Genomic DNA, 22,820 nt, shown 5'->3' on the forward strand with positions numbered 1-22,820 from the left:
GGGGTGTCTAGTTGATGACAATCGCAGGGGAAACCACCGCGTTCCGCCGAAGTTCCCGGGGCGGAGCGCGCTCATTGGCAGGGGTTGCAGCTCTTACTGGATGAACTTCTCCATGGTTGTACGGCTGACCTGTTTCTTGGCGTCGCGATGCAGGAGAATGACCTGCTCCGCTTCGGAAAGCCCATTCTGTCCGGCCTCGCGGAAACTCTCGCCGGCGCTGATCTCGGGAGCCGGCGCGCGCGGCTGCAGCACCGTCACCTTCTGGCGGATGCCGCGCAGCTTTTCCTCGCCGAGCGTCGTCCATTCGCCGCCGCAATAGCCGGCGAAGGCCTGGCTGGCGACGACCTCGCGGCCGTATTTCTTGGTCAGGATCTGCAGGCGCTGGACCTCGTTGACCGCCGAGCCGAAGGCGGAGAAGGTCAGGCGGTCCTTGAGCCCGACATTGCCGAACATGACGTTGCCGACATGCAGGCCGATGCCGTAGCCGATCCTGGAGAGGCCTTTCTGCTCGCGGTCCCTGTTGAGCTCGGCGACCCGCGCCTGCGCCTGATGGACGGCCGAAAGCGCCGCTTCGCAGGCGATCTTCGAAGGGTCCTTATGGCGTCCGCATGGATAGACGGCGAGGAAGCCGTCGCCGAGGAAGCTCAGGATCTCACCGCCATTGCGGTTGAAGGGGGCGGCAATCGCGTCGAAGAACTGGTTCAGCGTGTCGATATAGGCCTGCCGGCCTTCCTTTTCGGCATACATGGTGGATTCGCGCATGTCGCCCATGACGAGGGCCGCGCGGATCGTCTCACCGTCGCCGCGGCGGATCTGGCCGTTCAGCACCCGCTTACCGGCGTCGCCGCCGAGATAGGTGGTCAGCATGTTGTTGGCGAGCTTGCCGAGCACGGCCATTTTGGCCGCGACCGCCAGATGGTCCTGCATCCGCAGCAATGCGTCGATCATGTCGTCGGAAAAGCCGTTGTGGTGGTCCGTCGACCATGAGCCCATCATGCCCTGCACCGAACCGTCGCCGAAAGGCTGCACGAAGGCGAGGTAGTCGGTGATGGCGTCCTTGCGCAGATCCTCGAAGATCGGGAATTCATTCGGCCCCTCCTGCATCAGCCGGCGGCGAATGTGCTGCAGGTTGTTGTCGAGCAGATAATAGTAGGGGCTTTGTAGGAAACGATCCGGCTTCTGGCCGGCGGGCATGCGGAAGCCTTCGATGGTGACGCCGCTGGCGCGCCGCCAGGTGAAGCTCAAGGCATCGTAGAGCGGGTGCAGCATCGAAAAACTGAGATGGACGCGCGCGATCGGCAGCCCCGCCGCAGCAATCCTCTCGCAGAAACCGCGCACGATGTTTTCGAGATCGTCACCTGCCAGCGAAGAGTTCGTCAGCCATTCGGCGACCCGGTCCAACAGGATGGAGGACACGCTGGATTCGATCGTGCTCATTCTCGGTATGATCCTCATAAAGCACGCCATCCCCAAGAACCAAAAATTCCTCTGCCGGCACATTTTCATGCGCAGGACACAAGGAAATCAGGATGTACGAGCGGTATTATTGTGTCAACGATCTGCCGGGAGCCCGGCAGCAGCACCCCTCAGCTCCCCGGTCGGAGATCGGACGGGCAGTCCTTTCATGGCGGTTTATTATCAAAAGTCAAAATAGGGATGCTGCAAGTGCGAAACAATGGGAGACGGAATTTTTTGTGCGCTCTAGTTGCAACAAAGGATTGTACCGGGGCATTTCGGCCACACCCGCCTAAGGGTCTTGGGAGGCAACCGACGCTGTTGCCGCAGGGGAGAGGAGGACCCCGGGTTTAATTCACCGCGATCATGCATTAGATCAGCTTCCTGAATGTCCCATTTGAAAGATCCCGCCTTGGCCACCTCCACCTTCGATACGCTTTTGCAGAAGATCGAAACCCGCGCGGCGCGCGCCGGCATCATCGGGCTCGGCTATGTCGGTCTGCCGCTGGCGATTGCCCTGGCGCGCAGCGGCTTTGCGGTGACCGGCTTCGACATCGACCCCGGAAAGATGGTGGCTCTCGAGGCCCGCCGTTCCTATATCGATGCTGTCAGCAACGAGGCGCTTGCCGTCGAGATCGATGCGGGCCGCTTCCAGGCGACCACCGATTTCGCCGGTCTTGCCGCCTGCGACGTCATCATCATCTGCGTGCCGACGCCGCTCACCAAACATCGCGATCCCGATCTCTCCTTCGTCGAGGCGACGTCGCGCTCGATCGCCGCGCATCTGCGCCCCGGTCAGCTCATCGCGCTGGAATCGACCACCTATCCCGGCACGACCGACGATATCGTCAAGGTCATTCTCGAAGGCACCGGGCTGAAATCCGGCTCCGACTTCTTCGTCGGCTTCTCGCCGGAGCGCGAGGACCCAGGTAATCAACACTATCATACGGCCACGATCCCGAAGGTCGTCGCCGGCGACGGTGCAGAGGCGCTGGCGCTGATGAAGGCTTTTTACGGTGCTGCGGTCTCGACCGTCGTTCCGGTCTCCTCGAATGCGACGGCCGAGGCGGTGAAGCTCACCGAAAACATCTTCCGTTCGGTCAACATCGCCCTCGTCAACGAGCTGAAGACCGTTTATGCGGCCATGGGCATCGATGTCTGGGAAGTGATCGATGCGGCCAAGACCAAGCCCTTCGGCTACATGCCCTTCTATCCCGGCCCCGGCCTCGGCGGCCACTGCATCCCGATCGATCCCTTCTACCTCACCTGGAAATCGCGCGAATACGAGCTGCCGACCCGCTTTATCGAGCTCGCCGGCGAGATCAATTCGGCGATGCCGCGTTATGTCGTCGGCAAGCTCGCCGAAGCGCTCGACATCCGCGCCGGCAAGGCGCTGAGCCGCAGCAAGGTGCTGGTGCTCGGGCTCGCCTACAAGAAGAACGTCGCCGATATAAGAGAAAGCCCGTCGCTGCGGCTGATCGAGATCATCGAGGAACGCGGCGGCCGGGCGGATTATCACGATCCCTTCGTCGCCGAGATCCCGCCGACGCGCGAATACCAGGCCCTGAAGGGCCGCAGATCGGTGGCGCTGACGCCGGAGGTTATAGGCGGCTATGATGCGGTGCTGGTCGCAACCGACCATGATAAGGTCGATTATGCGGCGCTTTCGAAAAGTGCTTCGCTCATCATCGATACACGCAACGTTTTCAACCGGCTCGGCCTCTCGGCCGATCATATCATCAAGGCGTGACCGATACGGCGGAAAGCGACTTGCCGGTCATCCGGCTGGCGGCCACGGCATAGCCGCCGGCCGCACCGTCGATGAAATGCATGTGGTCGCGTGAAATCGGCGTCGGCACGAAGCAGGTCATCAGCGCCGAGGACTGCCGGTGCAGGCCGTAGCGGGCGATGCCCTTCGCCCGCGCCTCTTCCAGCAGCGTCTCGATCCGCTTCAGGTGTGCGGTGTCGACGTCGACGGTCATTTTCAGCCCGTCGTCGAATTTGCGGAAATCGGAATTGCCGGCCACGTCGCGCTTGTAGCGGCGGGCGTCGAAGCGGCCGAGCGGGATGCCGAGCCGGAAGCACACCACGGTGATGGCGAGCTGCAGCAAGATGATGAACTTCTGCCGCAGCCGCCGGCCGGCCGGCGCGGTGGCCTTGGCCTCACGATTGATGCCGTGCAGCGAGAAGGCAAGATCCGGCCCGTCCGCCGGCACCGGATGGCTGTCGCGGTTCTGCTCGGTCGTGATGGCGACGATGCCGTTGACGAGATCGCGGAACTCCTGTCCCGGCCGGCCTTCACCGGGCACGGCGATGATCGAGACGATCTCGCCGTTGCGCGCATCGATCGGACTCCAGCGGCAGGAAAGCCCGGTCAGATCGGGCCGCGTTCCGGGGGCCGCGCGCTCGACGCCGTAGTGGCCGAGCTTCATCTGTCTTTCGGCCCAGCTCGTGCCGCCGCCCCAGAACATCGCATAGGTGACATGAGGGCTTGCGGAATAACGCGCGACGCGAACGTCGAGACCCTGTGTACGGGTATCGGCCACGGGAACGATGGCGATGCGTAGCGTCAGCCCCAGATCCTCCTCGACCCAGACCTGCACGGCGGCGAGCGCATCGCGCGCCGTCTTCTCCAGCGAACCGGGAAGCGCGATCAGCGCGCCGTCGCCGCCGAAGACGAAGGGATAGTCGCCCTTGCCGACGGAATTCAATACCGCCGAGATGACGCTGGCGCCCGCCATGTTGACGTCCTTGTAGCGGCCGCCGGCGATCGCCTGCGTCGAACCGACGATGTCGGCGAGCGCCAGCACCCACCCATCCGGAAGCGGCCTGTAGTTGGCGGCATCGGTCACGCCCTCGAACGCGCTGAAGAGCGGCATGGCGGCAAAGAAATCTTCGTCGGTCATAGTTGTCATGTCGTTCAGCTTAGCACAGACCCATGTTGCCACTGCAACGCCAATTCCCATTTACGGCAATCGACTTGGCAAGGTTTCATGTGTAAGCACCACAGAGTATTTTCATGACGGATACGGAATAGATGAGCCGCCTCGACAGCTTCATTCGCCGGTTGACGGCTCAACGCGATATTCTGAACGCGATTATCGATCTGGTAGAAGACATCGAAGGCCCGGTTTTGGAGTTCGGCCTCGGCAACGGCCGCACCTACGACCACCTGCGCGAGAAATTTCCCGAGCGCCGCATCGTCGCCTTCGACTGGGAAGTCCGCTCCTATTCGGCCTCGACACCGGCGCCGGAAGACATGGTCACCGGCAATATCCGCGAATCCGGCCAGGCCTTCCTCGGCATCGGCGCAGCACTCGCCCATGCCGATATCGGCACCGGGCATGACGAAATCGACGCGGTGACGCTGACCTGGCTGCCGCAACTGATGGCCGGCGTGCTCGCCCGCAACGGCATCGCCGTCAGCGGCCTGCCGCTTGAGCATGCCGAGCTTGTGGCATTGCCGCTGCCTGAAGGGATCAAGGAAGGGCGGTATTTCCTCTATCGGAGAAAATGAGCAATACTCCAGGCGTTTCCACGTCGGTCGTTTTGGCCGTCCGGACGCACTATAACCTCGAATGGACGTAAGGGCGTAATGACGAAACGCCTTAACTAATAAGCAGCTCTAAATTCTGAGCTTCGATAACCGCTTATTGCAATTTTTGCGCTTAAATTGTAGCTGTTTTCTATCCGGCACGACTGTCGTGGCAAGACGATGGTGAGTCGTCGGCGCGCTTGCAGCAAGCATAAATGGGGCATGGGTATGGGGTTTACTGAAGCTGTTCGGACGGTTCTAACGCAGAAATACGTCACCTTCTCCGGCAGGGCATCTCGCTCGGAATATTGGTGGTTTCAGTTGTTCAGTTGGGGGATAGGGGTCGCACTTTGGATTTTGAGCTTGTTGCTGACGCCGAACAGCGCTTCGTCAATGTCCAACCCTTTCTCGATAATCGGAGGATTGATTTCACTCGCATTCATTCTGCCACAGATAGCCCTTCAGGTTCGCCGCTTTCATGATCGCAACATTTCCGGTTGGTGGTATCTCGGACTTATCGTCGCGTGGATCATTCCTTTTGCTATTTTCATTTCGCTTATTGCGATTTTCGTGATCGATGTACTTCCGGGCACGCGGGGTCCGAACAAGTTCGGCGGGGATCCGCTGCGTCCGGAAGTCAGAGCAGAGGTCTTTGCCTAGAGCATGACCATTCGCAACGTCGGCCTGCTGGCGGCGCTATTTCTGGCCGCCTTGGCGCAATTTTCGCCTGTGCAAGCGCAGGTCAGCAGTCAGCAGGTCGAGGGCGGCGATCGTCAAAGGAGCGCGGCCGGGGCCGAATATGCCTCACAGTGCTTGCAGAATGGCCTGCGCTGCAGACTCGTCTATGGCGACGCTTCTGAAAAGGCCGAGCCGGCATCGAATACGACGTCGTCACCACCACAGCGCAGGCCGCTGACGATCCCGCGGGAGCCGGTCATCAGCGGTCCTTTGGCCGTGGTCGTCGTATTTTTTGGTCTCATCGTGGCCATCGTCCTGTGGCTGCGTTTCGGTAATGGCGGCGTGCTGCTGTCATCGGCCCCGCGCGAGATCAAACGGCGGGGAGAAGCGCCGGAAAGCTGGCGCACGTCGGCAGCCGAGGCTGCGGAAGGGACGAGCGATTTCCTGGAACGCATTGCCGCCATGGCGGATCGAAAGCAGGCGCTTGTGCTGCTGCTCAGGCATTGCCTGCTTCACGCGGCGGATATCACGGGAACGCGCCTTTTCCGCTCTGATACGGAACGCGCCGTTTTCGCCCGCCTGCCGGCAAACATGCCGGACCGCGATCGCCTGGAAAACCTGCTGACAGCGGTAGAACTCGTGCATTATGGCGGCCGCAGCTTTGCGGACAACCATTTCGGCGTCCTTCTCACGACCGCGCGCGGCTTGCTCTCGACAGGCAGACTGGCCCATGCGTAATTCTACCCCGCTTCTGTTTCTGGGACTGCTGCTTGCGCTGGCGGCACTGGCAATCTTTGCGCTGTCCAGGGGCAGCGATTACGACCGCTCTCCCCTCGGCAACAAGGGATTGGAATTGTGGCTGCAAGCCAAGGGCATACCAGTCCTCCGATCCGACCCTCATGTCAGCCAGGCGCATTCGGAAGTCTCGCTGCGCATCCTTCCCCTGTCGATACGCCAGGGCGAAGTTGCCGCGCCGCAGACGGACGAGGAACTGGGTAATGTAGGCCCGGAAAACCTCGTCCGGGAGGCAAATGAATATGATCTGCCGACGCTGATGATTTTGCCGAAATGGCGCGGCAACGTGTCGACGGATGGTGTCGCCAGCAAATCGGGACTGGTCGATCTCGTCGATCTCGGCCGCGAACTGGAAAAGATCGGTTATTCGGATTTCGGCTTCGCCCGCAGCGAGACGGGTTTCGAAGAGGCGCAGCTGGACCTGAAACCGGGCCAGCCGATCAAGATCGCCCTCTATCACGCCCAGGCCTTCGAGCGCTCGAGCATGCCTGAGGGCTGCGAAGAGATCGTCGGCATGCCGCTGGGTGCGCTGCTCGCGCGTTGCGAGGACAAGCCCAACGTCTACCTGCTGTCTGATCCGGATCTCTTGAACAATCACGGCCTGGCCCTGGCCGACAATGCCTCCTTCGCCGTGTCGCTCGTCACGCTGCTGCGCGGAGCGGCCGAGACACGGCCGGTCTATCTGGATACGGCCGGCCGGCCCCTGGATGACGAGGAGCGGATTGACGAGGGCCGCACCTATGAGCGCTCCGCCTCCGATCTCAAGCGATTTTTCGCTTATCCCCTATCGCTGATCTGGGGAACGCTGCTCGCCGTGGCGGCGATCTGCTTCTGGCGCGGCGCCTATCGCTTCGGGCCGGCCTTTCCGGAGGCGGCCGCAAACACCGAAATGTCGAAAACGACGGCGATCGAAGCCACGGCGCGTCTGTTGCGCCTGTCCGGCAATGACGGGCGGATGACCGAGCAGTTCGTTCTCCATCTGCTGGCCGACAAGGCGCAACTGCTCTTTGGCCCGGGGGCCGGAAATCAGGCGGGCATAGATCGGCTGTTTCAGCGCCTGGCGCGCCGCGATCAGGCGGCGGCGCGGGCATTGCATACGTCGGCGCAGGCGCTGATCGAACGCGGACATCTGATGACGCGGGCAAACCTGCATCGCAATCTCGAGACATTCAGAAAATCGCTGGGGAGCATGGACCTTGGATCTAGGTGAATTTCGCAATCTTATCGCTGCTGTTCGCGGTGAAATCGGCAAAGCGGTGCAGGGGCAGGATGCGATCATCGATCTCGTCCTGATCTCGATCTTTGCCGGCGGGCACTGCCTCGTCGAAGGCCCTCCCGGCACGGCCAAGACCTTGCTCGCCCGCTCCGTTTCCGCCGCCATGGCGCTGCAATACCGGCGTATCCAGTTCACGCCCGACCTGATGCCCGGCGATGTCCTGGGCGTCAATCTCTTCAATTTCCAAACCAATCAGTTCCATCTGACCAAGGGACCGGTCTTTACCGACATTCTTCTGGCCGACGAGATCAATCGCGCGCCGCCGAAAACGCAATCCGCTCTTCTGCAGGCGATGAACGAGCGGATGATCACGATCGACGGAACCGATTATTCGCTCGGGCCGGATTTCTTCGTGCTCGCCACGCAGAACCCGATCGAGCAGCAGGGCACGTACCCTCTGCCCGAAGCGCAGCTCGACCGCTTTCTCTTCAAGCTTATCGTCGATTTTCCTGACCGGGACACGGAAATCGCGATCCTTTCCCGACATGCGGACCAGGCGCTGAAATCGGATGTGCGTAATGCCGGCATCCGTCCGCTCGTCACGAGCGCGGCGCTCGCCGCCGGGCGAGCACTGATCGATTCCATCCACCTCGACAAGACGATCCTGACCTATGTCGTCGATCTCGTGCGCGCCACGCGCTCGGATCCCGATATTCTCTACGGCGCATCCACCCGCGCGGCCGACGCCCTTGCCTCGGCCGTGCGCGTGCGCGCGGCGTTCGAGGGCCGGGATTACGGCTTGCCGGATGATGTTCAGGCTCTGCTGGTCCCGGCATTGCGCCATCGCATCGTGCTTTCGCCTTCGGCGGAAATCGATGGCCGCACGCCGGACGAGGTGCTGCGCAACATCAAGAACCGCGTGGATGCGCCCCGTTAAATGCGGCCATCCCCATATCTGATCGCGCTCGTTCTGATTTGTGCCGCGGTGACGGTCTTCGCCAGCGTGTGGTGGCGCGACATGACCTATCCGCTGCTTCTCATGTGGCTTGCTCTTGCCGCCCTGACGGTCGCCGATCTGCTCATATCGAACCTGTCCGGCCGGATGATTGTCGATGTCGATCTGCCGCCGCAAGGCTTCGTCGGGCACATCACCGCGTTCACTGTCGACATCCGACCGCAGAAGGGCGCGCTGCCTGAGAAAATCGAGATCCGGCTCGATCTCGCGCCCGAGCTGGTCATCGGCGAAACCAGATGGCTGAAGCCGGCACCGGAGGCGGGAGAAAAACCTCTCAAGGCCTCTCTGGAGCTGCATCTGAAGCGGCGGGGACAGTTTCCGGTCAACGAGCTGTGGCTGAAATGGCCGTCGCGATTGAAGCTGCTCGAATTGATCGCCCGCATGCCGGTCGGCAAGGAAATCGCCGTCCAGCCTGACATATCGCCCGTGCTTTCAGGAGCGATCAAGACCCAGATCCTGCCGCTGGAAGCCGGCCAGAAGGATCTGCGCCTGCGTGGCGAGGGATCGGAGTTCCATCAGCTGCGGGAATTTGCCAGCGGCATGGACCCGCGCAGCATCGATTGGAAGCGGTCGGCGCGCATGCGCAGCCTCGTCGTGCGCGAAATGAGGGCCGAGCGAAACCACCAGATCATTCTATGCGTCGATTCCGGGCGGCTGATGGCCGAGCAGCTTGCCGGTTTCACCAAGCTCGATCGCGCCATCAACGCCGCGCTCGCCATGTGCTGGGGCGCGGGCCTTGCCGGAGATCTCGTCGGCTTCTACAGCTTCGATAGCCGCCCCCGTCTTTTCGTGCCGGCCCTGCCTGGGCGCGCGGCCTTTCCGCGGTTGCAGACGGTGTGCGCCAAGCTACGCTACGAAACCCAGGAAACCAACCACACGCTGGGGCTGACCCATCTGTCCGGACGCCTGAAGCGACGTTCGCTTATTGTGATATTCTCCGATTTCGTCGACACCATCACGGCGGAGCTGATGATCGAGAACATACAGGTGCTCGCCCGGCATCATTTCGTCGTCTATGTTGCCCTGCGTGATCCGATGCTGACGAAGTTCATCGAACCGGAGGAGACGACGCTCGATGCCGTCGCCCGCTCGGTTGCGGCGCGCCAGGTTCTGAACGAGAGGCGCGCGGTAATGGAAAAGCTGGCGCGCATGGGCGTACTCTGCCTCGACAGCACGCCGGAGGCGCTGACGTCGGATCTCATTGCGCGCTACATCGAAATCAAGTCCCGTGAGATGATATGATGGATATCGGTATCGACGGCAGAATAGATGCGGGCGCGACGGTGAATGTCGGCGCCGTCCAGAACGATACGCTCCGCTCGGCCCGTTTCCGGCTGGAGCGCGAGGCGCACTGGCGTCAGTTGGACCAGCTCGTGACGCGCGCCGAGAAGGGCGGCGCGGCCGCGCTCGGTTATGACGAGGTTCGCAACCTCGCGGCCGGCTACAGGCAGGCGATGAACTCGCTGAGCGTGGCGCGCGACATTTCTCTCGATCGCGCCCTCATCGCCTATCTGGAAAGCCTCTGCGCCCGGGCCTATCTCGTCGTCTATGCGCCGCAGGAAAGCCTCGGCGGCCTGGCCGCCCGGCTGCTGCTGCGGGGTATTCCGCAAGCGGTGCGCCGCTCGGCCCTGCCTCTGTTCATCGGGTTCCTGGCGCTTATCCTGGGCGCCCTCGCCGGCTATAAGCTCTGCCAAAACGATCCGAGCTGGTTCTATACTTTCGTGCCGCCGGAGCTTGCCGACCAGCGCACGCCCGATGCATCGGCCGATTATCTGCGTTCCACGATCTACGGCGATGAAGGGCATGACAGCGACAGGCTCGCCGCATTTTCCGCCTTTCTGTTTTCCCACAACACCACCATCGTCATCCTGATCTTCACGCTCGGCATCTTCGTGTCGGTGCCGAGCTTCATGCTGACCTTCTACAATGGTCTGATCCTCGGCGCGTTTTTCGCGATGTTTGCGCGCAAGGGACTTGGCTATGACGTCTTCGCCTGGCTCTCGATCCACGGCGTGACCGAGCTTGCTGCCATCGCCATTGCCTGCTCGGGCGGCGCGAGACTTGGCCTTGCCGTCCTCTTGCCCGGCGCGCGAACGCGTAAGGAGGCCTTGCGCCACCAGGCGCATGATGCCGTGAAACTCGCGCTGCTTGCGGCATTGATGCTCGTCGTTGCAGCCTTCATCGAAGGGTTTCTGCGCCAGCTGATACAGGATCCGGCCTGGCGCCTTGCCATCGGCTGGGGGATGGGCCTCTTCTGGGTCGGCTGGCTGCTGCTTGGAGGCCGCCAGGGCAAGGCTTCGCGTGAGGTGGCGCGATGAACCGGACAGACAAGGGCGGCAAGCGCGTCGAGCAGTTCATTCCGCCGGAGGGCGTGCCGATCGATTTCGCCATTGCCTCGCTCGGAACCCGTTTCGGCGCGCAAATCCTCGACATGATCTTCACCGTTCTCATCGTCGGCATCATTGCTTTTTTGATCCTGTACACCGGCCTGCTGCCGGCAAGCGCGGAAGCGATGCTGACGGTGCTGCTGGGCTATCTGGTGGGGGTCCCTTATTACGTCCTTTCGGAACTGATCTGGAACGGACGCACGCTCGGCAAAAGAATAACCGGCATCCGCGTCATCAACATGGACGGACGGCGGCTCACGCCGCATCAGGTGACCGCACGCAACCTCATGAAGGAGGTGGAGATCTTTGCCCCCATGGGACTGCTGGCCTCGGTCGGCACCCAGTCGGCCTGGGAAAACGGTCTGACCAGCCTCTGGCTTCTGGTGGTCGTGGTCGTGCCCTTTACCAATCGCCGCCGGCAAAGGCTCGGCGACATCATCGCCGGCACCCTAGTCGTCGACAATCCGCGCTCGGTGCTCCTCTCCGACCTCGCTTTGTCCGCCCCTGCCGCTGCGTCGTCGCAAGCAGCCTTCGAATTCCTGCCGGAACATCTCGATATCTACGGCAAATATGAACTCCAGACCCTGGAGGATGTCCTCCGCGACGCCACCAAGACGTCCAACACCAAGGAGATCGTCCAGATCGTCCGAACCATCACCCGCAGGATCCGCTACGAGGAGGCCGTGAAGCCCGGCCAGGAACTCACTTTCCTCAAAGAGTTCTACCGCGCCCAGCGCGAGCATCTGGAAAGCCTGAAGCTGTTCGGGACGCTGCGCGAGAACAAGTATCACGAGCATACTCGGACAGAGGCGAAGAAGCTTGTTTGAGGTGGGGTGAATTGCCCGCCAAGCAAACTTCCTCATTCCTATGCCCGTCACAGGAATCCAGCCGCCGCGCGTCGGCGCGGTGAATGACTCACCTCTCGTAACAGAAAAGAAAAGAGTTTCTACTGCCCAAGGACTTGGGCAGGCTGGATCTCTGTGACAAGCACAGAGATGAGGGGAGGCGCGGACTCGTCAGCGCGTAGACGGCTAGCCATTCTCCCCAACCAACTCCCATATATCCACCTTCTCAGCCCGCCCCTTCACCTGCGCGAGGCCGAGCGGCCGAAACGCGAAACGGTTCCCGACGGCGTCGTGGATGGCGGCGCTGACCAGGATCGACGTACCGAATTCCTTGTTCAATCCTTCCAAGCGGGAGGCGACATTGATCGTATCGCCCATGGCGGTGTACTGCTGGCGTGAAATCGCGCCGAAACTGCCGACGACGGCTGGACCGGTGTGCAGGCCGAAGCGTGTGATGAGCGCGGGACGGCTGTTCTTTTTGTTCTCCTCGTTCAGACTGTCGACGGCCGCTTTCATGGCGAGCGCGCAGCGACAGCCGTTTTCGGCATGTCTGGCATCGGGAACGGGGGCGTTCCACATGACGAAAATGGAATCGCCGAGATATTGCACGACCGTCCCGCCATTGCGCTCGGCGATGGTGTTCAGCAGTTCGAAATAGGCCGACAGCGTATCGACCACGTCTTCGGGCGAATTCTGCTCGGATATGGTGGTGAAGTCCCGGATGTCGGTGAAGAGCACCGTCACATCCTGCCGCTTGGCTTTGACGACCGCTCGACCTTCAGGGCTGACGATGCGCCGCACCACTTCACGCGGAACGTAGAGGGCGAACTGGCCGATGGCATGGCGGCTCGCCGAGAGCGCGGTGGCCAGCGTGTTGATCTCCGTTATCCAGGAATGCGACAAGGCCTTCTCGCCGAGATCGAGATCGCCGATCCGGCGCGCCTCGTCGGCAAGCCGGTAGAGAGAGCGGCTGACCATGCGGGACAGCACCACCGATGCGCCGACCCCCGCGATCAACAGGGCGCCGGCAATCAAGAGATTGCGCACGAGCAGCCGATTGGCCTCCTCCACCAGGTCCTCGAGCGGCACGACGATTGCGGCCGTACTTCCCTGAAACAGGCCGGAGACACTGACGGGGGCGATTTGCACCAGATGGCTTTCGCCATCGAGATCGAACCGCGCCAGACCGCCGCTTGCGAAGGCGGGATCTCTCCTCAGCCTGGCCACGGCTTCGAGGCTCCTGTCGAAACTGTTTGCCGTCGCGGCGAAGGCGCCTGATGTTCTGGCCCATAATCCGATGATCCTGCTCATGATCCGAGCGTCGGAATGAGCAACGAGATGGCCGCCGCCATCGATGATGTAGGCTCGGGCATGAGGAGAAATCGCCTGCGCATTCAGCAGGCGGCCGATCGTCTGCAGATGAATGTTGATACCGATGACCACCCGGCCGTCATCCTTCATCGGCGCCGCGATCGTCAGCGTGGGAACATTGAGCGTTCCCGTTACATAGGGCCCGACGGAAACCGGCACGCCGTCCTGGACGACGGATTGGTACCAGGGACGCTGGCGCGGATCGAAGGATGCATAATCGATGTCGCGCTCGCCGATCGGTCTTGCCCGGCTGTCGAGAAAACGAAGTGTCGATAGGACATCTGTGCTTTGTCTCTCCGCGATCGTTCTGACCGCGAAGGCCGCGCCATCAGGCGCCGCCAATGCCTGCCGGACATCCTTCCTCGCGGTGTTGATGACCTGCAGATAGGAGCCATCGGGATAGCCGGTATAGACGCTCGTCGCCTCGGGAACGTTTCGCAGAACCTCCAGAAAGAGTTCCTGTTTTGCCTTGATATCCTGAGACGGCGGGGAGATCAGCTGCGGCAGGGTCGATGCCAGCGACATCGCCTCGGTGCCGCCCCGCAGCGTATTGCGGTACCCCTCGACCAGCCGCAGGCTCATCTCGCGCATCTGCTGGGCGCCGGCGTTGACCGCAGCGGTGCTTCCCTGCTGGAATGCCATCCAGATGATCGGCATCGACGTGCAAATCAGCGACGCGACGACCAGGACGCCGAGATGCACTCTGAGCGGTTTGGACCAGCGCACGAGATCCCCCTCGAAATGCGGACACGTCCCGGCGCACCTATCGTCCCAATGCTCGTCCAGCCGTGCGAAATAAACGTCCCCAACGATATCAGCTAACTGCTTTTTTGAGGCTTGCACAAGGCGTTGATGTCAGCACTCCGGCCGTCGCGGATAGCTTGATGGTAGCTGCGAAAATTGCCCGTCAGTGGCTCCATCTCCTCGCAGGCCTCCACTTCTTCAGGCCGGTTGTTGGGCCGCGAACGAAGGGCCCGCGATTGAATAGCCTCCAAGCCTCTCGAAAATTCCCGGAGCCTTTCTATTTGCGCCATAGCCGGTATTTCATCGGTTCGCCGTTGAGGCGGCGAGGGATGATTTTGGATGGAGCCATTTTATTGATGCAAAATACTTCTCAGCCCAAGGCGGGCTGGACGCTGGCCGATTTTCTCGACACTTATCGTTATTGGGCCCTGTTTCTTGCCTCGCTGCTTGTAGGGCTCGGCGGAGAGGGGCTCAACACGGTCCTTCCGCTGATCTCGCGGGAGACCGGGAGCAGCCATCAGACTATTGCGATCTTCTATCTCGGCTCCAATGCAGGCTGGATCATCGGCGCCTTCCTCGCCTTCGTCGTTGCCAGCCGCCAGGGCCGGCCGGCGCTGATCGTGCCGCTTGTCGTCTGCGCCCTTGTCGCCGTCAGTGTCGTGGCAGCGCCGTCGCTCTGGGCCTCGCCGGTCTTTCTGTTTCTGTTCGGATTGTCATTCGGCACGGTCCGGGCCGTGTTTCCGCTTGCGATTGCCATATTCCTGGTCGGCGGGCGGCCCGGCAAGATCGACTTCGGCTGCGCGCTGACGCTGATGTCCGCAACAATCCTGGCCGCGGCCTTGGCGCCCATCGGCACCTCCTGGCTCTATCAAGGCGATCAAGGCGGGCTGCCTGTGATCCTCGGTTTCCTCGCCTGCCTGGTGATTGCCGTCATCCTGCTGCTGCCGGCGCGGCGCCTGTCTTTCGATGATATGCCGCGCCAGCGCCACAGGCCGCTCACGCCGCAAAAGCGATCGCCGCTCATGGTTGCCGCGATCCTGACCACGCCGCTGGCGCTGATCATTCTTCTCAGCCTCATCTACGGTTTTCAGGGCGATGATATCCAGGCGAGCGGCTATTTCGAGATCACGCTGATTTTCGCCCTGCTGGTGCTCGTCATTGCGATCGCCGCCTTCATCTACCTTGCCTACTGGTGCTATCGCATCCATGGCGAGCTTGCGGGCTTCGCACCCTCGCAGCGCCTGCTGACACCGCTTACCGCCATGCTGATCGCGATCCTCGTGCCGCTTGGTCTACCGATTCTGCTGATGACGCTCGGCGATCTCCTCAACGATCGCGGCCGCGAGAGCGGTCAAGGGCGCCTGATTTCGATTGCTTGGCTCGCGCTCTGGAGCTTCCTCTTCCCGCCGGTCGCCATCGCTTTGGTGCAGAACGCTGCGAACGGGAGCTATAATTGGGTTTCCCCGGAGGCCGCTTAGGGACGGGTAGGTCGCCTCGAAACAGCGTGGCTGGAGAACGTCGCGTGAAAGCAATATCGCGAGCATTCGCGAATATTTACGGCAAAAACAGCACGTTATACTGATCGAATTCGCCTGGCAGATCGCGAACCTTCATTTCCACTTCGCGATCCTCGAAGAGGACGAGGCAATCTTCGTAGAAGCCGGACAGCATCGAGATGAAAGCTTTCGTGCCCTCGGGACCATAGAAGAGCGGCGTGAATTCCATATAGAGCGGCACCCGGCGGGCAAGCAGCGGCTGCATCGACCGGCAGGCCATCGGCTCGTAGCCTTCGATGTCCATCCAGACAAGGCCGATCGCGGCCGGATCGATCGAAAGGCCGGACAGGATCTCGGACACCGGCTTTACCGGCACGCTGATCTTTTTGTCCGTCGGGCTCTGGCGGATGGCGCTGCTCTTGCCGTGATTGTTGAGGTTCAAGAAAAAGTCGATCTCGCCTTCGCTCTCGCCGGCGGCGCAATTGACGAGACGGACCTTCTCTTCCAGTCGGTTCTGGCGGATGTTGAGGACGAGCAGCGGGAAATTGCGCGGGTCGGGTTCGATGCTGACGATCTGGGCATAGGCGCCGCTCAGCGCGAAATAGACGGTTTGCGTCCCGATATTGCCGCCGATCTCGAGCAGCGTCGCCTCCTTACGAAGCAGGCCGCGCTCACGCAGGATGACGATCAGCCGGTCGACGGCGTCGCGCTCGAAATGGCCCTTCCGGAACACCTTGCGGCCGATGTAATCCGAGGGCGAGAAGGTCATCATATGGTCGCCGGCATCGACCGTCATCGAGACGACGCGCGGGCCGATATTCTCGATCAGCAGGCGGCGGCCGAAGCGGGTGTCGAAGAAGCGCGAAGCCGCGGCGTTGCGCGCTTTGCGCAGGCGGCGGCTCCAATATTTGGCGGTGAGCCACGGCTTGCCGGGCATTAGTCTTTTCCTTCGAGCGGTTCTGCCGCTTTCTCTCTCGGAATGACATAGACTTTCAAGGGCAAGGCACGGCCGCGCACGCTGATTTCACGGCTTTCGATGCCGGCGAGATCCGCGCCGGAAAGGTTTGCCACCGGCTCGGAGATGACGACCGCCGCTTCGAACTCCTTGGCGGCGGTCTCGAGCCGGCTCGCGACGTTCACGGTATCGCCGATCGCCGTCATGCTGCGCACCCGGCCGTAGCCCATCGTGCCGACCACGGCGGGGCCGGTGTGGATGCCGATGGCGATGCGCAGCGGCAGCGTCAGTTCGTCGGCAAGTTCTGCGGCGAGCTTATCGATCCCCGCGACGATCGCCGCCGCTGCGCTCAGCGCCTGGCGGCAGGCTTCGTCCGGTGCAGTGTTGAGGCCGAAGAGCGCCATAGCGCCATCGCCGATGAACTTGTCGAGCCGCCCGCCCGCCTGTTCCACCGCCTTGCCGATAATGGCGAAATAGCGGTTGAGCAGGAAGACGACATCGAAAGGCAGGCGCGTTTCCGTCAGTGTGGTGAAATGACGAATATCGACGAAAAGCACAGCGATGTCGCGCTCGCGGCCCGGGCTGGTTTCCTGGCTGTTGGGAGGAAGCGTCGGTTCGACCGCCGGCACGAGAAGCGGCGCCACCGTAATGTCGGCATTCGGGCGAAGTTGGCAGGCGAGCCGGACATCCGGGCCGGCCTTGATGCGCTTCAGCGTCGTCTGCTCCATCTTATCGGGAGGCGGCAGATTTTCGTAGTCGCCGAGGATCTGCACCCGGCAGGTGGAGCATTGGCCCTTCCCGCCACAGACGGAATAATGCGGCAGGCCGCCGAGGCGGCTGGCTTCCAGCACCGTGAAGCCGCGCGGCACACGAATAACCTCGCCACCCGGATAATGCACGGCCACCTGGTCGAGCCGCTCCTTCATCCTGCGCCGGGCACGGGCGGCGACGACGAGGAGCAGCGAGGCCGAGAAGGCGCCGTAGAGCCCGGCGCGGACCGTGGCGATCTGGCCGCGAACCTCGGGATCGGAGACATAATGGGCGTTGACGCTCTGCTCATAGGGATTGATCGTCAGCTGATAAGAAGGGTCGGCGAGCGTACGGCCCATCTGCACGAAGCCGAGAAGCGAAAGCACGGGTACGAGGATTGCCAGCGCCAGCAGCAGCGGCGTCAGGTCGATATACCATGGCCGGTAGCGGAGCCAGAAATGGATGCCGATGCAGCCATGGATCCATACCGCAAGCACGGCGAGAGCCTGTCGCATGCCTGTCGACGGCGACCTGATCCACTGCATGGTGACGATCGTCTCGTAGTCGTCGATGTAACCATAGAGTTCGTGGGCGACGCGTGTGCCGATGACATGGTCGATGAGAAGCAGCGGGATCAGCAGGCCGAGTGCGATCTGGGCTGTTTCCCCCTTCGGCATGACGAGGCTGCGGCGCATGTAGATGGCGCGCAGCACCAGGGTCATGTGGATCAGGACCGAGGAATAGAATACCGCCGTGCCGACGGGATTGCGCCATATGGCGAGAAAAAGGCCACGGGCCTTGTCGGCGGCGTCAAGCGAAATCAGCCCCAGCGCATGGTTCGACAAATGCAACAGGACGAAGATGAAGATGACGAGGCCGGAACCGAGCCTTGCCCTTCTGATCGCGCGTTCCGAAAAAATCCCTGTGGCCGAGACCGTTGTCATTCATTCCCATTCTTGTCGTGTCAGTTGAGGGGCCATAGAGATTGGGAACGAGGCGGAATTGCTTCGGTCGCGATCACATTTCATATGTTTATGCGCAACTTTTAGAGAAGGCGGCAATAACGGAATTTTTCGGCCGCAAGCCTGTGGTTTGCAACTATGCTGGCGTGCGCACGGCCTCAACCTCCATCGCTTTGATTTCATTACATGTGATCGCAGAGTGGGAAGGTCCGAGATCATCCGCCAACGGGTGTCGATGCGATTTGGAAACAGTGTGTCTTCTGTGAGGGGTACGAATGCGGGTGGCTTTCTATGCGCCGATGAAATCGCCGAACCATCCGGTGCCGTCGGGCGACCGGCTGATGGCCCGGCTGTTGATCCGGGCGCTGGAGCTTGCCGGCCATGAGGTCGAGGTCGTTTCCGAATTCCGCACCTATGCCGCGACACCGGAGGCGGCGGCGGAACTCGAACCCGCCATCGATGGCGAACGCGAGCGGCTGCGGCTGAAATGGAAGTCCGAGCCGCGACCCGAACTGTGGTTCTGCTATCATCCCTATTACAAATCGCCCGACCCTATCGGGCCTGCAATTTCCGCCGAATTCGCCATTCCCTATGTCACGGCCGAGGCCTCCTACGCGGCAAAACGCGACCGGACGGGCTGGGCTGCCCGGCAGAAGCCTGTCGGGGAGGCGATCATGCAGGCGGCGGTCAATATCAGCTTCACGGAGCGCGACCGGGCCGGGCTTGAAGCGGCCTTTCCTGGGGCGAAGCTCGCTGAGCTGAAACCGTTCATCGATACCGCGCTCTTCGACATGGTATCGCCGAAGCCCGATCCGCGCCGGCTGATGACGGTGGCGATGATGCGGGCCGGTGACAAGCTGGATAGCTACGCGATGCTTGCAAAGGCGCTCCGGCTGGTCGAAGACCGGCCCTGGACGCTTGCCGTCATCGGCGATGGGCCGATGCGGCCGCAGGTGCAGGCGCTGTTTGCCGGCCTTTCCGGCCGGATCGAATGGCTCGGCGAGCGGAATGCCGCCGAAATCGCTGCGCTGCTCGGGCAGGGCGGCATCTATGTCTGGCCCGGCTGCGGCGAGGCCTATGGGCTTGCCTATCTCGAGGCCCAGGCCGTTGGGCTGCCCGTTGTGGCGCAGAAAACGGCGGGAGTGCCGGCCGTGGTCGAGGACGGTGTGACGGGGCTGCTGACGCCTGACGGCGATGTCGCCGCCTATGCTGGTGCCGTGACGGCCCTGCTCGACGACAGGGAAAGGCGTGACGCCATGGGGCAGGCTGCTCGGCGTTTCGTGCTTGAGGAGCGCTCGCTTGCGATGGCGGCGCGCCTATTGGACGGGATTTTGCGGGATCAAGTGGGATTAGGAGCGATGTGATGACCGACAGGGTTTGGGACCCGCTGCACCGCGAGCTTGATCGCTGGCAGGCCGCCGGCCGGGTGGCGCGGTTCTGGCTGCGGGACGACGATGCTGTCGCGCCGACGCAGGCGCTGGAGACGCTGATGGCCGTGACCGGCGAGAGCCAAGTTCCGCTGACGCTCGCCGTCATCCCCGGACTGACCGGCGAGGCCCTGGCCACGCGCCTGGCGGAGGAGACCGCCGTCACCGTTGCGGTCCATGGTTGGTCTCATGCGAATCATGCCGGGCCGGAACGGAAAAAGCAGGAACTCGGAGGCGACCGGCCGGCCGAAACTGTGCTTGGCGAGTTGCGTGATGGGCTTCATCTCTTGGAGCGGCTGCATCCGGCCCGCTTCCTGGCGATGCTGGTGCCGCCGTGGAACCGGATCGACGCCGCACTCGTCCCGGCGCTGCCGGGGCTCGGATTTGCAGCGCTTTCCGTCTATGGCCGGGCGAGGCGGGATAGCCTGATGCCGCTCCTCAACACCCATGTCGATATCATCGACTGGCACGGCACCCGCGGCGGACGGAGCGAAGAGGAACTGGTGGCCGAGCTGGTGGCGGAGCTTCGCGACCGATTTTCTGGCAATGACGAACCTGTCGGCGTGCTCGCCCATCATCTGGTGCATGATGCTGCGGCGTGGAATTTCCTGTCGGCCTTGTTCGCGACGACGGGCCACCATCCGGCCGTCCTGTGGTCATCGGCAAGCGAACTTCTAAGGCCGCTCGAGATGTAGCGATTAGGCGGAGTGAACGCGCCCGAGGAACTCCCGCATGAGCGCCACGACTTCATCGAGATGGGTTTCGAGCAGCCAGTGCCCGCCGCCGAGCAGATGGAGCTCGGCATCCGGGAGATCGCGCAGATAGGCCCGCGCCGACTTTTCCGGCATGTAGTGGTCGTTGGGACCCCAAACGATCAGGGTGGGAGGCCGGTATTCCCTGAGGTATTTCCGGTGTTCCGGGAACCAGGCCCGGTTCTCCTTCAACCCGGCGATCAGGTCCACGGCAATTTCCTTGCGCCGCGGCGTAACCAGCGGCCAATGCAGCTTCCAGAGGTCGGGCGGGATGGTATCGGCAAGCGCGGGCGGCAGGTCGTTGAGAAACTCCTCCTTGAAGGCCTCTTCGCTGACGGCTTCTGCCAGCGCCTTCCTCATGTCCGGCCGCGGAAGCGTCCATGTCGTTTCGATATCCGCATATTTCGGTCCAAGCGCATCCTCATAGGGAATATCGCCGTTCTGGATGATGAGTGCGACGATGCGCCGAGGCGTCCTGATTGCCAGCCGGGCGCCGATAGGCGATCCGAAATCGTGGAGATAGAGCGCGAAACGATCGACTTTTACTGCATCGACAAAGGCCTCCAGCCAGGCGGCATAACCATCGAAACTGTAGTCGAAGTCATCAGGCGTACCGCTATAGCCTGCGCCCGGGAAATCCGGTGCAATCAGACGCCAGCGGTCGGCCAGACGCGGCATGAGGTTGCGGAATTCGTAGGACGAGCAGGGGTAGCCGTGCGGCAGCAGCAAGACTGGGGCATCTTGCCGCCCGGCCTCGCGATAGAAGGTCTCGATGCCTGCGACGGTGATCCGGCGATGCTGGACGAGAGTGTCCATCGGGAATCTCCTCTTCAGCGGTTCTTCGGTTTCCTCGGGCAGGCCTTTGAGGTGTGAGCCTACCTCCGGTCCTCTTCAAATTGCGCGGCGCCTTCCACCGGCCGCAGCCATGGTTCGCGGCGTTTGATCCAGAGTTCGTAGCTGGGAACAAGAGGCGTCGGAGCCTGCGAAAGCATGCCAAGCTTGATTTCCGCTTCCTTGTCATCCGCGGAAAACAGGCGCGAACCGCAGCGGGGGCAGAAACGCCTTCCCTGGAATTCGCCGGTTTCCCCGGCATGCTCAAATTGGCCGGCGGGCCAGACGCCATAGAAGGTAAAGGCCGAGCCGCTTTCCTTCCTGCAATCCATGCAATGGCAGATTCCGACGCGTAGCGGTTCGCCCCGAACAGAAACGTGCACCTGCCCGCAAAGGCACTTTCCGGAAAGCACGGCCATAACCGATCCCTGTTTTGTTGATTTCGCGCTGACAGGAGAACGGTCTGGCCCGGCATCGGTTCCGTCACGACGGCACACGTGAGCTTCACGGCATCAACAAGGTGAAGGCGGCCGGCGGCCGCCTGCTAGATCACCACGGTCTGATTGTCGCGCGCGGCAAAAGCTTCGGGGAAGGCGGCCTGCGCCTGTGCTTCCATCTGGGCCAGTTGTTCATCCGTGCGGGAAGGGGCGTGGTGGAACAGGGCGAAGCGCTTGGCGCCCGCCATCTTGGCGAGCTCGGTCCCGTGCTGCCAGGTCGAATGGCCGAAGCCCTTGAAGCGCTGCATCTCGTCTTCATTGTAGGTGCAGTCGTAGACGACGAGATCGGCGCCCTGCATCATTTCCAGCGAAACGGGATCGTAGCTGCCCGGGATATGTTCGATGTCATAGACGAGAGCGATCGACCGGCCCTGCCACTCGATGCGGTAGCCGATGGCTCCGCCCGGATGGTTGAGCATGAAAGTCTTGATCTCGATGCCCTCATGCGGCGCCAGGGACTGGCCGGGATGGAAGTCGCGGAAGTTCATCGTCGCCTGACAGATGTCGGTCTTGACGGGAAACCACGGCGGGCTGATGAACTGCTCGACCATTTCCCGCGTGCTCATCTTGCCGTCGAGATGGCCGGACCAGATGTTGACGTTGATCGAGGGATAGTAGATCGCCTTGAAGAAGGGCAGGCCGATAATGTGGTCGTAATGGCAATGGCTGAAGAAGAGATCGACATCGCTGACGCCATCGGCGAGCAACGACAGGCCCGCCTCGCGCAGGCCGGAGCCGGCGTCGAAGATCATCCGGTGCTTTCCGCAGCGGACCTCAATGCAGGATGTGTTACCGCCGTAGCGGTCGAACTCGGGACCTGACACGGGAATACTGCCGCGCACGCCCCAAAATTTAACTTGAAACAGTTCTGTCGTCATCGTTCTTCAAACCGGCCTTCCCGCATCGCCATCGTAACCATAGTTCTTCCCGATGCGAAGCAGCAGAATTCCACGGGTTTGCCTGCGTCCCCTTTCGTTCTCCTAACCGCTAGCGGAAGAAGAAGTACATTTTCCTAAGCAATCGGCTTTCGCCTCGGAAAGCAACCCAGTATGGTTGGTTTTCGGTAAATGGGCTTCTGTAGGCGGGGACATTTTCCCGTTATCATGCCT

Annotated in this window: 20 protein-coding genes; 12 read left to right on the plus strand and 8 right to left on the minus strand. The window is 61.9% G+C overall.

Annotated elements, in window-relative coordinates; translation table 11 throughout:
• Positions 1–93 precede the first annotated feature (93 nt).
• Complete coding sequence (locus CO670_RS01405; RefSeq protein WP_097588627.1) at positions 94–1,437, minus strand: adenylate/guanylate cyclase domain-containing protein; 1,344 nt, start codon at positions 1,435–1,437, stop codon at positions 94–96.
• A 430-nt stretch (positions 1,438–1,867) separates the two neighbouring features.
• Between CO670_RS01405 and CO670_RS01410 the strand changes: the two genes are divergently transcribed.
• Positions 1,868–3,205: a nucleotide sugar dehydrogenase gene (locus CO670_RS01410; protein ID WP_097588628.1), complete on the plus strand. Its 1,338-nt coding sequence runs from the start codon at positions 1,868–1,870 to the stop codon at positions 3,203–3,205.
• On the opposite strand, the gene CO670_RS01415 is transcribed toward CO670_RS01410, so the two are convergent.
• Positions 3,195–4,370, minus strand: coding sequence for a DUF3095 domain-containing protein (locus CO670_RS01415; RefSeq protein ID WP_097588629.1), 1,176 nt, complete (start codon positions 4,368–4,370; stop codon positions 3,195–3,197). The two genes, CO670_RS01410 and CO670_RS01415, sit on opposite strands and share 11 nt — an antisense overlap.
• A 122-nt stretch (positions 4,371–4,492) precedes the next feature.
• Here CO670_RS01415 and CO670_RS01420 point away from each other — a divergent pair, with 122 nt between their 5' ends.
• From CO670_RS01420 to CO670_RS01455, 8 genes are all read left to right on the plus strand, one after another.
• A complete protein-coding gene (locus CO670_RS01420) occupies positions 4,493–4,972 on the plus strand; it encodes a class I SAM-dependent methyltransferase (protein ID WP_097588630.1) in 480 nt (159 codons plus the stop codon).
• 246 nt (positions 4,973–5,218) lie between these two features.
• Entirely contained in the window at positions 5,219–5,650 is a 432-nt protein-coding gene (locus CO670_RS01425; protein WP_088689980.1) for a DUF805 domain-containing protein, read from the plus strand.
• Positions 5,651–5,653: 3 nt separating this feature from the next.
• The gene (locus CO670_RS01430; RefSeq protein WP_097588631.1) at positions 5,654–6,406 is read left to right on the plus strand and encodes a hypothetical protein; all 753 of its coding nucleotides are present in this window, start codon (positions 5,654–5,656) and stop codon (positions 6,404–6,406) included.
• Positions 6,399–7,673: a hypothetical protein gene (locus tag CO670_RS01435; RefSeq protein WP_097588632.1), complete on the plus strand. Its 1,275-nt coding sequence runs from the start codon at positions 6,399–6,401 to the stop codon at positions 7,671–7,673. The genes CO670_RS01430 and CO670_RS01435 overlap by 8 nt, the downstream gene beginning before the upstream one ends.
• Positions 7,660–8,616, plus strand: a complete 957-nt coding sequence (locus CO670_RS01440; RefSeq protein ID WP_097588633.1) for a MoxR family ATPase — start codon at positions 7,660–7,662, stop codon at positions 8,614–8,616. The genes CO670_RS01435 and CO670_RS01440 overlap by 14 nt, the downstream gene beginning before the upstream one ends.
• A complete protein-coding gene (locus CO670_RS01445; RefSeq protein WP_097588634.1) occupies positions 8,617–9,936 on the plus strand; it encodes a DUF58 domain-containing protein in 1,320 nt (439 codons plus the stop codon).
• On the plus strand, positions 9,936–11,012 hold the full coding sequence (locus CO670_RS01450; RefSeq protein ID WP_097588635.1) for a stage II sporulation protein M: 1,077 nt from the start codon (positions 9,936–9,938) through the stop codon (positions 11,010–11,012). Before CO670_RS01445 ends, CO670_RS01450 begins: the two co-directional genes overlap by 1 nt.
• Entirely contained in the window at positions 11,009–11,908 is a 900-nt protein-coding gene (locus CO670_RS01455) for an RDD family protein (RefSeq protein WP_097588636.1), read from the plus strand. Before CO670_RS01450 ends, CO670_RS01455 begins: the two co-directional genes overlap by 4 nt.
• A 204-nt stretch (positions 11,909–12,112) precedes the next feature.
• Here the strand turns inward: CO670_RS01455 and CO670_RS01460 are convergent, their stop codons facing one another.
• Positions 12,113–14,023: an adenylate/guanylate cyclase domain-containing protein gene (locus CO670_RS01460; RefSeq protein WP_097588637.1), complete on the minus strand. Its 1,911-nt coding sequence runs from the start codon at positions 14,021–14,023 to the stop codon at positions 12,113–12,115.
• 374 nt (positions 14,024–14,397) lie between these two features.
• On the opposite strand from CO670_RS01460, the gene CO670_RS01470 reads away from it, so the two are divergent.
• Positions 14,398–15,519 (plus strand): hypothetical protein, encoded by a 1,122-nt coding sequence (locus CO670_RS01470; protein WP_097588639.1) that lies wholly within the window; start codon positions 14,398–14,400, stop codon positions 15,517–15,519.
• Between the two features lie 76 nt (positions 15,520–15,595).
• On the opposite strand, the gene CO670_RS01475 is transcribed toward CO670_RS01470, so the two are convergent.
• Complete coding sequence (locus CO670_RS01475; protein WP_097588640.1) at positions 15,596–16,474, minus strand: FkbM family methyltransferase; 879 nt, start codon at positions 16,472–16,474, stop codon at positions 15,596–15,598.
• Entirely contained in the window at positions 16,474–18,186 is a 1,713-nt protein-coding gene (locus CO670_RS01480) for an adenylate/guanylate cyclase domain-containing protein (protein WP_097588641.1), read from the minus strand. Before CO670_RS01480 ends, CO670_RS01475 begins: the two co-directional genes overlap by 1 nt.
• 293 nt (positions 18,187–18,479) lie before the next feature.
• Between CO670_RS01480 and CO670_RS01485 the strand changes: the two genes are divergently transcribed.
• Positions 18,480–19,568: a glycosyltransferase family 4 protein gene (locus CO670_RS01485; protein ID WP_097588642.1), complete on the plus strand. Its 1,089-nt coding sequence runs from the start codon at positions 18,480–18,482 to the stop codon at positions 19,566–19,568.
• Entirely contained in the window at positions 19,568–20,326 is a 759-nt protein-coding gene (locus CO670_RS01490; protein WP_097588643.1) for a polysaccharide deacetylase family protein, read from the plus strand. Before CO670_RS01485 ends, CO670_RS01490 begins: the two co-directional genes overlap by 1 nt.
• A 3-nt stretch (positions 20,327–20,329) precedes the next feature.
• On the opposite strand, the gene CO670_RS01495 is transcribed toward CO670_RS01490, so the two are convergent.
• The 3 genes from CO670_RS01495 to CO670_RS01505 all read right to left on the minus strand — a co-directional run bounded on the left by CO670_RS01495 (position 20,330) and on the right by CO670_RS01505 (position 22,589).
• Positions 20,330–21,199, minus strand: a complete 870-nt coding sequence (locus CO670_RS01495) for an alpha/beta hydrolase (protein WP_097588644.1) — start codon at positions 21,197–21,199, stop codon at positions 20,330–20,332.
• Positions 21,200–21,258: 59 nt separating this feature from the next.
• On the minus strand, positions 21,259–21,633 hold the full coding sequence (locus CO670_RS01500; protein WP_097588645.1) for a GFA family protein: 375 nt from the start codon (positions 21,631–21,633) through the stop codon (positions 21,259–21,261).
• 125 nt (positions 21,634–21,758) lie between these two features.
• Positions 21,759–22,589 (minus strand): MBL fold metallo-hydrolase, encoded by an 831-nt coding sequence (locus CO670_RS01505; protein WP_088676244.1) that lies wholly within the window; start codon positions 22,587–22,589, stop codon positions 21,759–21,761.
• Between the last annotated feature and the right edge of the window lie 231 nt (positions 22,590–22,820).

This window comes from Rhizobium sp. J15, from assembly GCF_002531825.1.
In the GTDB taxonomy this organism is placed as follows: Bacteria; Pseudomonadota; Alphaproteobacteria; order Rhizobiales; family Rhizobiaceae; genus Rhizobium.